Here is a 13,716-nt window from a genome sequence, read left to right as displayed (position 1 = left end):
GGGTATTCAGTTCCCCGGCGCCATCCGCTCGAGGTCCTCCTCGACCGTCGTGATCCCCTGGATCCCGAAGTTCTCGACGAGAACCTTCAGGACACCGGGCGAGACGAAGCCCGGGAGGCGGGGGCCGAGGGTAATGTCCTTGACACCGAGCGAGAGGAGACCGAGGAGGACGAGCACCGCCTTCTGCTCGTACCAGGCGATGTTGTAGGAGATCGGGAGTTCGTTGATCCCGACACCGGACGCCTTGGCGAGGGCCTGCGCAATGACCACGAGCGAATAGCAGTCGTTGCACTGGCCGGCGTCGAGGACGCGCGGGATGCCGCCGATATCCCCCAGACCGAGGCTGTTGTAGCGGTACTTCGCGCACCCGGCGGTGAGGATGATCGTGTCTGCGGGGAGAGCCTTCGCGAATTGGGTGTAGTAGTCCCGCCCGCTGTACCGCCCGTCGCAGCCCGCCATCACGAGGAACCGCCGGACGGCGCCGGACTTCACCGCACTGATGACCGTATCCCCGATGGCGAGAACCGGGGCGTGGGCGCATCCGGTAATGAGATCACCCCGGGAGAGGTCCTGGGGGGGCTCGCAGCGCTTTGCGTGCTCGATCAGGGCCGAAAAGTCCTTCTTTCCGTCCGGCGACGCGCCGATGTGCTTTAACCCCGCATACCCGACGAGCCCGGTGGTGTAGACCCGGTCGCGGTAGGAGTCCTTCGGGGGGACGAGGCAGTTCGTCGTGACCAGGACCGGGCCGTTGAACCGCTCGAACTCCTCCCTCTGGAAGGGCCAGGAGCCGCCGTAGTTCCCGACGAGATGCTCGTACTTTTTAAGGCCCGGGTAGGCGTGCGCCGGGAGCATCTCGCCGTGGGTGTAGACGTCGACGCCCGCTCCGCGGGTCTGCTCGAGGAGATCGGCGAGGTCCTTGAGGTCGTGACCGGTGACGAGGATGCCCGGCCGCGTGCCCGCCGCGGTGCTGACGGTCGTGATCGCCGGCGTCCCGTAGACCGTGGTGTTCGCCGTATCGAGGAGAGCGAGGACCTTCACGCCGACTTCGCCGCACTTCAAGACGTAGCCGACCATCTCTTCGACAGAGTGGTCCTGCAGCGTGGCGGCGAGCCCCTCCTGCATGAAGGTCATGACCTCCGTATCCTCGTAACCGAGGACGGCGGCGTGGTGCGAGTAGGCGCCGACCCCTTTGAGCCCGTAGACGAGGAGGTCGCGGAGCGACTGGAGGTCAGGGTCCACGGCATCCCGTGCGGCGACGATCTCCTGCGCCTTCGCCGCGATCGCCGCGGGGCTTGCCGGGGCCCAGGTGCAGGCGTCGGGCTCCGCGCTCCCGGCGGGCGGGAGAGCGTCGCGGATGCGTGCCGCTTCACGGATCATATCCCGGAGGCGGGCGGGGTCGAAGTTCACGTTGGTCAGGGTCGCAAAGAGGCATCCCCCGACGAACCTTCCGGCATCCGGGTTTTCGCCGCCGTTCTTCATCGCCGCGAGGTTCCTCGCCGAGAGCCCCTTGAGGGTGTAGATCAGGACGTCCTGGAGCCCGGCAGTCTCTTCGTCCTTGCCGCAGACGCCCCGGACGGTACACCCGAGGCCCTTTGCCGTCTCTTCACACTGGTTGCAGAACATTGCACTCACTCCATGGTATCTTTATGATACAAGGTATCGATTTGATACTTGAGTATAAGTAGGAGAAGGTTTCTCTAACTATACCATGCAGAACGAGTGTACGGTCAATCAGACCGTCAAATACCTCGGGAAGAAGTGGACGCTCCTGATCATCCTCGAGCTCTACAAGGGGGAGGGCTACACCCGGCGGTTCACCGAGGTGAAGGACCGGCTGCCGGGGATCACGGCGAAGGTTCTCTCGGCCCGACTGAAGGAACTGGAGGAGGAAGGCCTCGTCGAGAAGAGAGTGGAGGCTGGAACTGTCCCCGTCAGAAGCGATTACACCCTCACGGCAAGCGGGCTCGGACTCGTCGAGGTGATCAAGGATATCAAGCGGTGGGCACTCCGGTGGAAGATCGAGAACCGGGCATGCGGAGCGCAGGACTGCCACGACTGCGTGTTGTGACGGCCGCTGGCCGGGAACTGGCTCCTCGTCGGGTTAGGGGGCCGGGTAGAAGCCCCCATAATGATCAGATAACCCCCATCTCCGAGAGCCTTTTCGGGAGGTACTCCTTGGTCACGAAGTCGAGCCCCCGGCTCGCGAACGCCTGCTGTTCCGACTTCATCTTCATACCGAGCTGAAGGTTGATCTGGGTGCGCCAGTAGTCGGTGGCGAACCGGGGATCCGTCAGTTCCGCCTTCAAAGCGTTGATGTCCTGCTCGGTGAGGTGGTCGGCGGGGAGGTTGTAGTCCGATATGTCGGAGGGCTGCACCCCGATGAACTGCGCCTGGGGAGTCGCCAGGAGATCCGACATATGAGCGCTCTTGATCGAGCCGTAGGCGACGCTCGCGTAGATCCGGTAGGACCAGGGGTCGCCGTCGGTGAAGACCACCACCGGCAGGTTGAGCGAGTCGTTGAGCCTCCGTAAGACCCGGCGCGTCGAGCGCGCCGGCTGCCCCTTGAGGTGGACCAGGATCGCTCCGTACTCTTCATCGAACCCGTTCTCCATCAGACGGGCGTACATACCGCCGGTCTCGATGGCGATGACGAACTTCGCGTCGTGGTCGACGAAGTCGAGGTTGTCGACGTTGTTCGGGATGGGGTAGCCCGCCTCCCCAACGTCATCCTGGCAGTGCATCTCTTTGACGCCGCGACGGGTGGTCTCCCGTATCCGCAGGGGGCCGAAGAGCGAGGCACCGTCCTCCTCGGGCCGGAGGTGGAACGCCTCCCGCTGCACCTCGGTGATGATCTCGAGGTCCTCGATTAAGAGGTTGCTCTCGTCCTGGGCGGCGAACTTCGCCTTCTTCCAGCCTTCGGAGATGTAATAGAGTTCTCTCAACGTCGACGACCGGTTCTCCACGAGCTGCTTTTTTAAGAACCAGACGAGGTAGGCCATCTTTAAGATGTGGACCGCGCCTTTTTCGGTCGTAGCCGCCCGGGTGCTCTCCCTCTCGCCGTACTTCCAGACCTCGCCTTCGTCGTCGTACGCAAGATTTCGTTTCGTCCGCGTCGGCAGCCGGATGAACGGCACGATACCGTCCCGCATCTGGTCATACCATCCACGGGCGATCTCGACCAGCCGCTCTTTTGCGAGCGCATCCATCTCTTCCCTAGACATCGAGATCCACCACCACTTTCATACCGTCTTCCACGCCGCGCAGATCGACCGAACCATCGCCCGATCCTGTGTAGACTATCTGCCAGGCTTCACCGGCGCCGAGCGTGCGCCGCCAGACCTTGTTGTACTCTCCGTCCATATTGTCCACGAAGTCAGGTCGGGGCTCTGCGTCCGCGGCCTCATCACGGGAGAGGTTGTAAAGGACGAGGGGGACTTCCTTCGCGGTGTAGTTGTTCACATCGATGTGGACCTTCCCGTCGCTCGTCCACTTCTTGGCGACGACCTTTCTCATGATCTTGCCCTCGATCGGGGAGGTGTCGACCAGGGGGAGTTCCACGATCTCGCTCACCTTGATCGCGATATTGGGGATGATGGCACATATCGCCCGGGCGCGGTCGTCCTGCTGCTTTTTTCTGTCCCGGCGGGAGAGGTAACTCTTGAGTTCCCGGCCTAACTCCTGGAGGACGAGGACGACTTCCCGCTCGATCTCCGGGATGGACGCGACCGCGTCCTTGCTCTCGCTCGTGAAGGGGACGTTTGTCGAGGCCACGTGGACCATGACGAGCACCGGGCCCATGGGGAGCCCCTGCTGCGAGAGGCCGTAACCTTTCCAGTTCACCTGGGAGACGCAGTTCGTGATTGCACAGGCGCCCTGCTGGTAGAGGAGCGGGACGCGGTTTGCGAACCGGAAGATCTGGGCGCTCCCTTCGGGGGGGATCTTGCCACCGTAGCCGATCGCCGCCTCAATGATGAACGAGTGCCCGCCGTAGACCGCGCTCGGGCGGGTCCGGGCCTTGATGAAGTCGAGCTGAATCTCCTTCTCGAGCCCCTTGCAGATCAGGTCCTCCCCGATGGGGGAGAGACACTGTTGCGCCGGGGGAGCCGGGACCCTCACACTCTGCATGGCATCGAGGAGGCTTTTCAATTCCTCGGATTCGAGTTTGTTCACCTTCCGGGTGGGTTTGAGTTTTGCAAGGGCAATCATCTCGTCCGCGGTCTTCTTCCCGACGCGGGAGAAACTGCCCACAAGGAACTCCTCGACGGTCCCGGTGCTCGCGGCCGCGATCCGCTTCAAGGCCCCGAACTCGATCCCGTGCGGGTGGGGGAGGATGGGCTTTGGGCACGGCGGGACTTCACTCGATGCCCGTTCGAACACAGTCATCTCACCGTCGATATCGGCCGTGATCCGGGCGTGCGGGTTGACGATCGCGGTCAGGCGGAGGTAGTCCACCAGCCGCTTCTTTGCGGCAAGGGTGCTCTTGAACTGGATCTCGATTCTCGTCCCGTGCATCCGGTCCCAGTCAATCTCCTGGCGGCTGACGACCTCGGGCTCGTTCGTCTCGGTCTTGATCATCAGTTCGAACCGGTAGGCTCTTGCCTTTGCCCCCGTCCGGGAGGTGACCCGCGCGGGGGTGCCGGTGGTGAGCTGCGCATACAGAACCGCCGCCGATATCCCGATACCCTGCTGCCCCCGGCTCTGCCGGATCTGGTGGAACCGGGAGCCGTAGAGGAGTTTCCCGAAGACCAGGGGGACGTTCTCCGGCACAATCCCCGGGCCATTGTCCTCGACGGTGATCCGGTAGACCTCGGCGTCGACCTTTTTGATGCCGACGAAGATGTCGGGGAGCACCTCCGCCTCCTCACAGGCGTCAAGCGCGTTGTCCACCGCCTCCTTGATGGTGGTGATGATCCCGCGCGTCGGGGAGTCGAAGCCGAGCAGGTGCTTGTTCTTCTCGAAGAACTCCGCGACGCTGATGCTCCGCTGCTGTTTGGCGAGGTCCTCAGCAAGCACCATGCCGCGTTACCTCAGCGATGGCGTCCTCAAGGCTCCTCTCCTGCTGCTCGCCGGAGTGCAGGTCCTTGAGGGTCACCGTCCCCGCCTCGACTTCGCGCTTCCCGAGAACCACGGCGAAGTCGGCGGTCTTTGCGGCGTGGGCGAGCTGGGCGCCCATCCCCCGCTGCATCAGATCGACCTCGGCCCGGACCCCCGCCTCCCGGAAAGCACGGGCGACCTCGAGCGCACGAGCCCGTGCTTCGGGTGTGCAGACGACGCCGACGACGGGTTCGTGGGCGAGTGCGAAGTCCCCGACCGAGACCATGACACGGTCAAACCCGATGGCGAACCCGCAGGAAGCAACGTCGTCGCCGCCGAAGAGGTGGGCGAGCCGATAGGTGCCGCCGCCGAGGATCTGGTTCTCCGCGCCGAGGTTCCTCGCAAACCCCTCAAAGACCATCCCCGTGTAGTAGTCGAGCCCCCGGGCGATCCCGAAGTCGGGCTGGTAGTTGATGTTCTGGGAGTCGAGGAGCGCAAACGTCTCCTCGATCCGCGCGCGTTCCGGGATGTCGCCGATGATCTCGAAGACCTCGGCGACGTTGCGGCACTCCGAGAGGGCGGCAAGGGGTTCGGCGAGGCGGGTGAGGCCCCGGCCGACGAGCGCCGCCCTGAGCCCTTCCTGGTCGTGCTTGTCCAGGCAGGCCATGATCGCCCGCTGGTCGCCGGGAGCGAGATCGGCGAGGAGGTGCTTCATCGGCGCGAGGTGGCCGACGTGGAGGTCGAAGGTGACCCCGCTCGATTGGAGTGCTTCGTCGGCGAGCATGATCACCTCGGCATCGGCGAGTGCCGTGTCCGCACCGATGAGCTCGACGCCGAACTGCCAGAACTGCCGGTAGCGGCCTTTCTGGGGGCGCTCGTAGCGGAAACAGTCGGCGAAGTAGCACCAGCGGATCGGTTTCGGGAGGACTTTCCCCTCGTTGACGTACATCCGCAGCACCGCTGCGGTCACCTCCGGCCGGAGCGTCAGCTGCCTGCCGCCCTTGTCCTCGAAGACGTACATCTCCTGGATTATACCCTCACCGGACTTCATCGTGAAGAGTTCGAGGTTCTCGAAGTCGGGGGTGCAGACCTCACGGTATCCCCACCGGCGAGCCGCCTCCCGCATCCGCCGCTCGATCAACCGCCGCCGTTCCATCTCGTCGGGTAAAAAGTCCCGCGTTCCCCGTGGTTTTTGAAGCATTCGGTATTCTCCTGAACTAAAGTCTCTTGCGTGAACCCTTATCATTTGTGCGCTCCGCCCGGCCGAAGAACCGCTCGGCGGCGCTTTCATGGTGGAGCCATACGTTCTCCCGGTCGACCCGGCCCTGGAGGTAGAGACCTAATAGGACCAGACCGAGGCCGAGGTACTCCCAGCCCCCGGCAAACGCGGTGACAAAGAAGCCGATCAGGGCGAGCGCCGTGCAGGGTACGCCCCAGTAGGCCGCCTTCCGGTAGCCGGAAAGACCGGTACGGGAGAATATCCGCAGGTCGCGGAGCCACAGGAAAACGGTAACGGCAACGCCGAACCCTGCAACGTAGGCGAGGTATGACATGAGATGAAGTAATATTATACTTCCACCCCTATTTTTGTTACCGAACTATGCTGCCGAATACCACCATCAGGGACATTCTCCGGATGTATTGTCGCGATGAGCTATCTGAGGACGAGGCGACGGCCGCCATCGAAGGGCTCCGTATCGAGATGATCGACGGCATGGCCCGAATCGACACCGGACGGAGCGTGCGCTGCGGGATGCCCGAGGTGGTGCTCGCCGAGGGAAAAGAGCCCCGGACCTTTGCGGAGATCATGCTCGCGCAGGTGAAGACGGCGGGCCGGTGCGTCGCGACGAGGGTCTCGGCGGCGCACCTCGAGGCTCTCCGGGCCCGGCTGCCGCCGGAGGTCCGGATGGAGCACCGGGAGGCGGCACGGGCCGTCATCCTCTCGACGGGAGGAGAACCCGGCCTCCGGGGCGGCAAGGTCGCCATCCTCACCGCGGGAACGTCCGACATCCCCGTCGCCGAAGAGGCGAAGTTGATCGCCGAGGAGGTGGGATGCGAGGTCAGGACCGCCTACGACGTCGGTGTGGCGGGGATCCACCGTCTCTTCTCGGCGCTCAGGGACCTGATGGAGGCGGACGTCTTCATCGTGGTCGCCGGGCGGGAGGGAACGCTTCCCGCGATCGTCGCGGGGCTCGTCGACCGCCCGGTGATCGGTGTTCCCGTGAGCACCGGCTACGGTTACATGGGCGGCGGCGAAGCGGCGCTTGCGAGCATGCTCCAGGCTTGCTCGGTGCTTGCGGTCGTGAACATCGACGCCGGGTTCACGGCGGGCGCGTTTGCCGCGCAGATCGCGCACGGGGGCAGGCGTGGATGAGCAGGGGGTTCTACGTCGGGCGATTCCAGCCCTACCACAACGGGCACCAGACGGTGCTGGAGCAGATGGCCTGCAGGGTCGACGAGATCGTCATCGGGGTGGGTAGCGCCCAGGTGTCCCATACCGTGGCAAACCCCTTCACGGCGGGAGAACGGGTGCTGATGCTTATACGGTCGCTCTCCAGTCTCCAATGCCCGTTCTACGTCATCCCCATCGAGGATGTCCAGCGCAACGCTCTCTGGGTCTCTCATGTCCGTTCGATGACCCCGCCGTTCGATACGGTCTACTCGGCAAACCCCCTTGTCGTCCAGCTCTTCACCGAGGCGGGCGTGAGCGTTCGGTCGCCCGCCATGCACGAGCGGCTGACCTACTCCGGCACCGCCATCAGGCAGCGGATGCTCGACGGTGAACCCTGGGAGTGCCTGGTCCCCCCCGCCGTCGTGGACGTCATCCGGGAGATTCACGGCGTGGAACGGCTCCGGCAGATCGCGGGGAGCGATCAATGAGCGGAACCATGATAGAGACGGCCGTCGTTGGATACTAGTATGGGGGCGGATCATGTTTAAGCAACTGCGAGACCTCTTTCGGCGACCCGAACCCGTGGAAGAGGGCCTGGAACTCTCCTTTGATGACCTTCCCGCGTGGCTGGATGCCCGCGAGGAGGAGATCGGGAGAAGACTCTCCGATGCAGTGAGGCCGTCGGAGGAGGCGATCGGCGGCACCCTCGATCACCTCAGGGAGGCGGTCGCCCGTATGGAGACGGCGGAGGGTGACGAGGAGGTCCATCCCCGGCTCCGGGATATATCGAAGAAGGCGCTTCCTCTCTTCATGAAGTCCATGACCCAGATCCTCTCCCGCGAGCCTTCCGGCGACCCGGAGACCTTCTACGCCACTGCCGTCGAGACTCTGAAGGGCGTGCTCAAGGCGATGAAAGGGCAGGGGAAGTACCTCTCATCCGCCTATCCGGATGAGATGAAGGAGATACGCACCGTGGCAAAGGACCTGGGACGGGAGATCAACACCATGACGGAGGCGATCACCCGGGCGCGTGAGGGCCGGCAGCAGGTGGAAGATGCCCGGAAGTCGTATGAATCGCTCGTCCGGATCCGGGAGGAGCATGTCGCCGCCGCCGGCCAGGTCCGGGAGTGCGGGACGGCGCTCGCGGAGGCGGAGAGGACGATCCGGGAGGCTGAAGAGGGCCTCGCCGCTCTCAAACTGCGCCCGGAATATACCCGAAAACATGAGATCGAGGAGAGGATGCGGGAACTCGATGCTCTGGACACGGAGACCGGACGCGAGATCGCGGCCTTCCGGACCCCTGCCATCCACCTCTTCCGGAAGGCAGAGAAGGTGGCCGGAAAGGTTGGGGATACCGCGACGGCCGCGGCAATCGGCCGGGTCCTCGACGCCTGCACGGGCAGCCTCCCGGACGACGAGGAGGACCTGCCCGACCTGATCGAAGCGGTGATGCCGGCCACCCTCGCCATGATCCGGCAGGGAGACCTTCTCCTCAAGAACCAGGACGAGGTCCGCCTCTTCTCGGACCCCGATACCCTGCCCGCCGGGATACGGCGGGTCCTGCACCGGCAGAGGGAGGTGCGGGAGCAGCGCGCCGCACTGGAGACGACCCACGCCGCGCTCCCGGGCGTGCTCGACGAGCAGCGTCTTCTCGCCGCGCTCGCAGAACTGCGACGGGAGCACGTGGCAAAGTCCGCCGCGCGGACCCGGGCGGAGAACCTGCGGGAGATCTTGCAGACGTCATATGCCGCAGAGCGCGAGAAGTTCAGTTCCCGCACGGCTGCGCTTGCCGGCCGGGAAGTGGAGGTCGACGTCCCCGACCTCCCGTCCCCGGCCTCCTGACGGGGAGACAGCCGCTCTTCCCGTCCAAGAGCGATGGTTCGCCGGAGTTCAAAGGGAAACCCTGTTTAGGCGCGGGGTACAACTACTTCAGAGAACAACTGATGACGACAGACACTACCACATCTGGATCTCGTGTAATCCCCTGGATAGCAGTCCCTGCGGTCTCGTTTTTGGGCATCGGGATCGAGTTGCTGCTCGCCTCCGTCGGTTTCCCATACGCCGTCTGGGCGGGCAGCGCGGGGTGCGTCATCGCCTCGTGCATCCTCTGTTATCAGGCGTACCTCAAACCACGCAAGGACCTCGTCTCGCTCTTCACACCGCTCTTCGCATTGCTCATCCTCGTCGTGCCGAACGACCTCAGTTCGGGAGTGATCACGCAGGTGTTCTTCGCGTTGACGATCACCGTCCTTGCGGTTCGGGTAGAAAAGATGTTTAACACTCCAAAGCAAGAGAAGAAATCAATGAAGCAGATGTTGAACGAGTATATCGGCCGGATTGGGCCGCTCCTTGCCACAATCGATGAGGAGACCGGGCATCAGGTCGCGCAATCCCTGCTGACGTATAAATTCGGACTCTACGGGAATGCGATCGAGAAGAGCACGGCTGCGCTTGCCCGGCTCGATGCGATCAACCCCCATCCCGACGTGCTGGAGCGTGCCCTCCTGATCCTCCGGGAACGTGCCGGCGGCTTCGTCGATTCCCGGGTGACGCCCAACCCGGAGCATACCTTCACGGAGGCGGACTACAATCATCTTGCCATCCGCTTCCCCCCGGATCAGGTCGAGGACCCTGCGACGCTCGACCTCGAAAACGCACTGATCCTGCTCTACGCTGTCGGGATCGAGACCTCCCCTGACGATGAGCAGGCGCTCGAGGAGCACCAGCGCTTTGTCATCCAGATCCTGGAAGGATATAAAGAGAAGCTGACCCGGTGAGCGGGCTCGCCGGGGGATCTCATCCGGGCCCCCTTTCGTTCTACTGTGGGATCCTGTTACTGACTATACCGTTGCCTCGCGTAGGGTCGCACGTCATGTGAGCAGCAAGGGCCCGGCGTAATACCACGGCAAAAAAATCAGAGTGAGTCCAGGCTGATCCCGCTGAACTCGTCGGCGACCGTGTTGACGTCCTTCACGCCGAACGCTGTCTGGACCGTGGCAAGTTCGAGGTCGCGCGCCACATCGCACATATAATCGATGATATCGACCGAGAGTTCCCGTCTCTGTTTGGACTTGCGGAGCTGGTCCACGAGGAACGTCATCCTCTCGGGGGACTCCATACGGAGTTTGGCGAGGCTCATCACGCACATGTAGATCCTGGTCAGGTTCCTGTCCGTCCCGGTGATGGTGTCGAAGAAGTTCCGGAGGACCTGCGCCTGATAGACCTCACCGCTCATGATGATCGAATATTCCTCAATCTGGTATTAAAATTTGCCGTTTTATCTTCACCCGCATGGACTGCAGTCTCGTCCGAAGAGCGCGATGGGGAGGGGTGCCCGCCCCTCCCCCGGTGCCGGGCTCACTTTCGGACGCTGACGATCTTGATGATATCGCCGTTCTTCAACTCGAGAGTATCCTTCACCCGCATCCCGGTCTTCGCGTCGATGGCATACAGGAACCCCTCGCCGATATCGGTATGGACCTGGTAGGCGAGGTCGCGGGGGGTGGATCCGCGCTTCATGAGGAATGCATCGGGGAGCACCCGGCCCTTGCCGTCGGTGAGTTTGTGCTCGTCCTCGACCGGAAAGACGACGATGCGATCGAGCAGGTTGAAGACCGCGGCATCCAGCGCCTGCTGGACGCCGGTGCCGCCGAACGTCCGGATGAAGTCCGCGACCTTCGCGAGGCCGGCACGCTGCGCGGCGCTGAGAGCTGCCCCGGGGTTTTCGGAGAAACCCCGGTCGCCGGGGAGGTAAGTGATGAACTTCCCCTCCGCGGCCATGCGGAGCGCAAGTTCCCCTGCCGCGCTCGCAAAGATGACGTCGTGCTCCCTGAGCCGGTCAAAGCACTCTTTCGGGGCCTGGTCCGCTTTGTTCCCGACGATCAGCATGGGCTTGCTGATTGTCATCAGTTCCCGGCAGAACCGGATCAGGTCCTCCTCCCCGGCAGTCCGCAGGTCGACCCCGGTCGCCTCGTCGGCATCGCGGACGTGCTCGAACGTCACTCCGAGACCGGCAAAGAGATCGGCGATCGCGCCAACGAGGGAGAAATCCTTCGCCTGGGCCTGCCGCACGATCTTTGCCCAGTTCCGCGAGAGGATACCGTACATCCACATCGACATCTCGTACTGGAGGAACTCGATGTCCTTTACGGGGTCGCGCGAACCGATATCGACCGGGTTTCCTTCGGCATCCGTCGCCCCGCTGGCATCGACGATCTGGAGGATAGCATCCGCCTGCCGGAGGTTATCGAGGAACTGGTTCCCAAGCCCCCTGCCCATGTGCGCCTCGGGGACCAGGCCCGCCACGTCGATCAGCCCGATCGGGACAAACCTGACCCCATCCTGGCAGTTCTCGCACGGCACGTGCATCTCCTGGCAGGGGCAGGCGGTCCTGACATACGCGACGCCGTGGTTCGCGTCGATGGTCGTGAACGGGTAATTGGCGATCTCTACCTTGGCCAGGGTCGCTGCCCTGAAAAACGTCGATTTGCCGCAGTTGGGCTTTCCTGCAATGGCCAGTGTGATCATGAGAAACTCCTATACCGCCCCGTTAGGCTTGAATGTAGTATTGGGTCATGCACCATTTATCTTCTTTCTCCGGCGGCAGCGCGGGCCGGGTCGCGCGGTTGAACTTGCCGCCGGGACGCCGCCTCTATCTCCGGAGCAGGCTGGTTATGCCGGAAATCGCCGGTACCGCCGAAACGGGGGATTCAATACGAAGCGGAGATAACATGATTGCATGGGCTTCGTAACCCGAAACACCTACTATTTCGATGCCCCCGGGGCGGAGAACACCCCCGACGCCGCCAGGTTCGCCGTCGAGCGGGCGCGGGAGCTCGGCATCCGGAAGATCGTGGTCGCGAGCACCAGCGGTTGGACGGCGCTCACCTTCCTGGAAGCCATGAAGGATACGGATCTTCACCTGGTCGTCGTCACCCACGTGGTCGGTTTCTCAAAACCCGGCGAGTGGGAGTTTTCGGAGGAGGCAGCCGGGCTCCTCCGGGCGGCGGGCGCGACGATCGTCACCGGCACGCACGCTCTCTCCGGGCTCGAGCGCGCGATCTCCCGCTCGCCGAAACTCGGCGGGAGTTCCCGCACCGAGGCGGTAGCCGAGGCGTTGCGGCGCGTCGTTGCGGTCGGCCTGAAGGTCGCGGTGGAATGCGTCCTCATCGCCGCGGACCAGGGTGCGGTCGGCGTCGATGAAGAGGTGATCGCGGTGGGGGGCACTGCAAGCGGTGCCGATACCGTCTGCGTCATTCGACCGGCGCATACCGCGACGTTCTTTGACCTGCAGGTGCGCGAGATCGTCGCCATGCCGAGAGTTCGGTGATACATGTCCCTCAACTCGCTCAAGGGCGCCACCGGACTCCTCCGGCAGCACTCTGTCCTCTGGCTGATTGGCCTTGTTATGGGCGCTCTCGCGGTCCTCGACATCCTGGTCCCCGTCTACGGCGGGGCCTTCTACAGCGAACCGCTTGCGCTCCTGCAGGTCCTCGTGGTGCCGTTCCTGGCCGGCGGGGTCTACGGCACGGTCAAGGGGGAGGCGTTCTCCATCGGGGAGTTCGTACAATCGGGGAAGACCTACTACTTCAGAATACTCCTGCCCACGATGATCATCTTCTTTGCAGCGGTCCTGACGGTCTTTCTACTCGCCGTCCCGCTCGCGCTCCTCGGGGCCGGTGCCGCAGCAGGCATGACGCCGCTCCTCTTCGGAGTGCTCGTCTCGATCGTCTTCTTCACGTTCTTCTACGACACCGTGGCGGTCTTTGAGGAGACAACCGTCTTTGAGTCGATCCGGCGAAGCATCGAGTTCGTCATGAACAACCTCGGCAGCGTCCTCGTCTTCTACCTGGCCAACATCGTCGTCGCGATAGTGCTCGGACTCGCGGCTCTCTTTGCCTGGACCGCGCTGCTCGTCGGCAAACTCGAGCCGCTCACCCTGATGAACCAGACTGAACTCCAGACGGTGATGCCCGAGGATATCCTCGCTCTCATCGGGACAGAAGGGATCTGGATCACCGCGGCCGTCTATGCGGTGGTTATCGCCGTCTACTCGGCCTTCCTCTACGCCTACAAAGCAAGCTTCTTCCGCAACCATGTCGCCGACGGGGCGCGCATGCCGCAGGGCGAGTACGACGAGAAGGGCCGGTGGTATAAGTACTGATGTGACAGGATCGGCATCAAATCCTTTTTTTCTCGTGCCCGGTTCGGGCGGTTAAAGTCTCTCGACATCCTGTTTACGAAGAAAACAGGCAGAAGGCCCCCCACTTTAGTGAGGGGATGAATGCCGT

14 protein-coding genes are annotated in these 13,716 nt (G+C 63.4%); 7 read left to right on the top strand and 7 right to left on the bottom strand.

Going from position 1 to position 13,716, the window contains the following annotated elements; translation table 11 throughout:
* Positions 1–6: 6 nt before the first annotated feature.
* Positions 7–1,623 carry a hydroxylamine reductase gene (gene hcp, locus PLN84_RS01310; protein WP_292384585.1) on the bottom strand — a complete coding sequence of 539 codons (1,617 nt, stop codon included), beginning with the start codon at positions 1,621–1,623 and terminating at the stop codon, positions 7–9.
* A gap of 85 nt (positions 1,624–1,708) precedes the next feature.
* On the opposite strand from hcp, the gene PLN84_RS01305 reads away from it, so the two are divergent.
* Positions 1,709–2,068: a helix-turn-helix domain-containing protein gene (locus tag PLN84_RS01305; protein WP_292384583.1), complete on the top strand. Its 360-nt coding sequence runs from the start codon at positions 1,709–1,711 to the stop codon at positions 2,066–2,068.
* A gap of 64 nt (positions 2,069–2,132) precedes the next feature.
* On the opposite strand, the gene PLN84_RS01300 is transcribed toward PLN84_RS01305, so the two are convergent.
* From PLN84_RS01300 to PLN84_RS01285, 4 genes are read right to left on the bottom strand one after another with little or no spacing between them, the layout of a single operon-like run.
* On the bottom strand, positions 2,133–3,221 hold the full coding sequence (locus PLN84_RS01300) for a DNA topoisomerase IV subunit A (protein WP_292384581.1): 1,089 nt from the start codon (positions 3,219–3,221) through the stop codon (positions 2,133–2,135).
* Positions 3,214–5,016 carry a DNA topoisomerase VI subunit B gene (locus tag PLN84_RS01295; RefSeq protein ID WP_292558636.1) on the bottom strand — a complete coding sequence of 601 codons (1,803 nt, stop codon included), beginning with the start codon at positions 5,014–5,016 and terminating at the stop codon, positions 3,214–3,216. The genes PLN84_RS01300 and PLN84_RS01295 overlap by 8 nt, the downstream gene beginning before the upstream one ends.
* Positions 5,003–6,235: a histidine--tRNA ligase gene (gene hisS / locus PLN84_RS01290; RefSeq protein ID WP_292384577.1), complete on the bottom strand. Its 1,233-nt coding sequence runs from the start codon at positions 6,233–6,235 to the stop codon at positions 5,003–5,005. The genes PLN84_RS01295 and hisS overlap by 14 nt, the downstream gene beginning before the upstream one ends.
* A 16-nt stretch (positions 6,236–6,251) precedes the next feature.
* Complete coding sequence (locus PLN84_RS01285; RefSeq protein ID WP_292384576.1) at positions 6,252–6,587, bottom strand: ABC transporter permease; 336 nt, start codon at positions 6,585–6,587, stop codon at positions 6,252–6,254.
* A 47-nt stretch (positions 6,588–6,634) separates the two neighbouring features.
* On the opposite strand from PLN84_RS01285, the gene larB reads away from it, so the two are divergent.
* The 4 genes from larB to PLN84_RS01265 all read left to right on the top strand — a co-directional run bounded on the left by larB (position 6,635) and on the right by PLN84_RS01265 (position 10,203).
* Positions 6,635–7,408, top strand: coding sequence for a nickel pincer cofactor biosynthesis protein LarB (larB, locus tag PLN84_RS01280; protein ID WP_292384573.1), 774 nt, complete (start codon positions 6,635–6,637; stop codon positions 7,406–7,408).
* Entirely contained in the window at positions 7,405–7,914 is a 510-nt protein-coding gene (locus PLN84_RS01275) for a nicotinamide-nucleotide adenylyltransferase (protein ID WP_292558635.1), read from the top strand. The genes larB and PLN84_RS01275 overlap by 4 nt, the downstream gene beginning before the upstream one ends.
* A gap of 94 nt (positions 7,915–8,008) precedes the next feature.
* A complete protein-coding gene (locus PLN84_RS01270; protein WP_299952601.1) occupies positions 8,009–9,268 on the top strand; it encodes a hypothetical protein in 1,260 nt (419 codons plus the stop codon).
* Positions 9,269–9,369: 101 nt separating this feature from the next.
* Positions 9,370–10,203 carry a hypothetical protein gene (locus PLN84_RS01265; RefSeq protein WP_292384568.1) on the top strand — a complete coding sequence of 278 codons (834 nt, stop codon included), beginning with the start codon at positions 9,370–9,372 and terminating at the stop codon, positions 10,201–10,203.
* Between the two features lie 137 nt (positions 10,204–10,340).
* On the opposite strand, the gene PLN84_RS01260 is transcribed toward PLN84_RS01265, so the two are convergent.
* Together PLN84_RS01260 and PLN84_RS01255 are read right to left on the bottom strand one after the other, a co-directional pair.
* Positions 10,341–10,661, bottom strand: coding sequence for a hypothetical protein (locus PLN84_RS01260; RefSeq protein ID WP_292384566.1), 321 nt, complete (start codon positions 10,659–10,661; stop codon positions 10,341–10,343).
* 122 nt (positions 10,662–10,783) lie between these two features.
* Positions 10,784–11,953 carry a redox-regulated ATPase YchF gene (locus tag PLN84_RS01255; protein WP_292384565.1) on the bottom strand — a complete coding sequence of 390 codons (1,170 nt, stop codon included), beginning with the start codon at positions 11,951–11,953 and terminating at the stop codon, positions 10,784–10,786.
* 211 nt (positions 11,954–12,164) lie between these two features.
* Here PLN84_RS01255 and PLN84_RS01250 point away from each other — a divergent pair, with 211 nt between their 5' ends.
* Together PLN84_RS01250 and PLN84_RS01245 are read left to right on the top strand one after the other, a co-directional pair.
* A complete protein-coding gene (locus PLN84_RS01250) occupies positions 12,165–12,755 on the top strand; it encodes a pyruvate kinase alpha/beta domain-containing protein (protein WP_292384564.1) in 591 nt (196 codons plus the stop codon).
* Between the two features lie 3 nt (positions 12,756–12,758).
* Positions 12,759–13,589, top strand: coding sequence for a hypothetical protein (locus PLN84_RS01245; protein WP_292384562.1), 831 nt, complete (start codon positions 12,759–12,761; stop codon positions 13,587–13,589).
* The last annotated feature ends 127 nt before the right edge of the window (positions 13,590–13,716 follow it).

Origin of the sequence: Methanoculleus sp. (assembly GCF_035363275.1) — an archaeon.
Taxonomy (GTDB): domain Archaea; phylum Halobacteriota; class Methanomicrobia; order Methanomicrobiales; family Methanoculleaceae; genus Methanoculleus.
The sequence above is the reverse complement of the archived record's forward strand: the minus strand, read 5'-3'. Positions and strand labels throughout refer to the sequence as shown.

What these genes read in the sequence shown, in the direction of transcription:
- PLN84_RS01255 (WP_292384565.1), bottom strand. Translation starts at nt 11,953, where the DNA reads ATGATCACACTGGCCATTGCAGGAAAGCCCAACTGCGGCAAATCGACG.
- PLN84_RS01295 (WP_292558636.1), bottom strand. Translation starts at nt 5,016, where the DNA reads ATGGTGCTTGCTGAGGACCTCGCCAAACAGCAGCGGAGCATCAGCGTC.
- hisS (WP_292384577.1), bottom strand. Translation starts at nt 6,235, where the DNA reads ATGCTTCAAAAACCACGGGGAACGCGGGACTTTTTACCCGACGAGATG.
- PLN84_RS01300 (WP_292384581.1), bottom strand. Translation starts at nt 3,221, where the DNA reads ATGTCTAGGGAAGAGATGGATGCGCTCGCAAAAGAGCGGCTGGTCGAG.
- PLN84_RS01265 (WP_292384568.1), top strand. Translation starts at nt 9,370, where the DNA reads ATGACGACAGACACTACCACATCTGGATCTCGTGTAATCCCCTGGATA.
- PLN84_RS01275 (WP_292558635.1), top strand. Translation starts at nt 7,405, where the DNA reads ATGAGCAGGGGGTTCTACGTCGGGCGATTCCAGCCCTACCACAACGGG.
- PLN84_RS01250 (WP_292384564.1), top strand. Translation starts at nt 12,165, where the DNA reads ATGGGCTTCGTAACCCGAAACACCTACTATTTCGATGCCCCCGGGGCG.
- PLN84_RS01285 (WP_292384576.1), bottom strand. Translation starts at nt 6,587, where the DNA reads ATGTCATACCTCGCCTACGTTGCAGGGTTCGGCGTTGCCGTTACCGTT.
- PLN84_RS01260 (WP_292384566.1), bottom strand. Translation starts at nt 10,661, where the DNA reads ATGAGCGGTGAGGTCTATCAGGCGCAGGTCCTCCGGAACTTCTTCGAC.
- PLN84_RS01245 (WP_292384562.1), top strand. Translation starts at nt 12,759, where the DNA reads ATGTCCCTCAACTCGCTCAAGGGCGCCACCGGACTCCTCCGGCAGCAC.
- hcp (WP_292384585.1), bottom strand. Translation starts at nt 1,623, where the DNA reads ATGTTCTGCAACCAGTGTGAAGAGACGGCAAAGGGCCTCGGGTGTACC.
- larB (WP_292384573.1), top strand. Translation starts at nt 6,635, where the DNA reads ATGCTGCCGAATACCACCATCAGGGACATTCTCCGGATGTATTGTCGC.
- PLN84_RS01305 (WP_292384583.1), top strand. Translation starts at nt 1,709, where the DNA reads ATGCAGAACGAGTGTACGGTCAATCAGACCGTCAAATACCTCGGGAAG.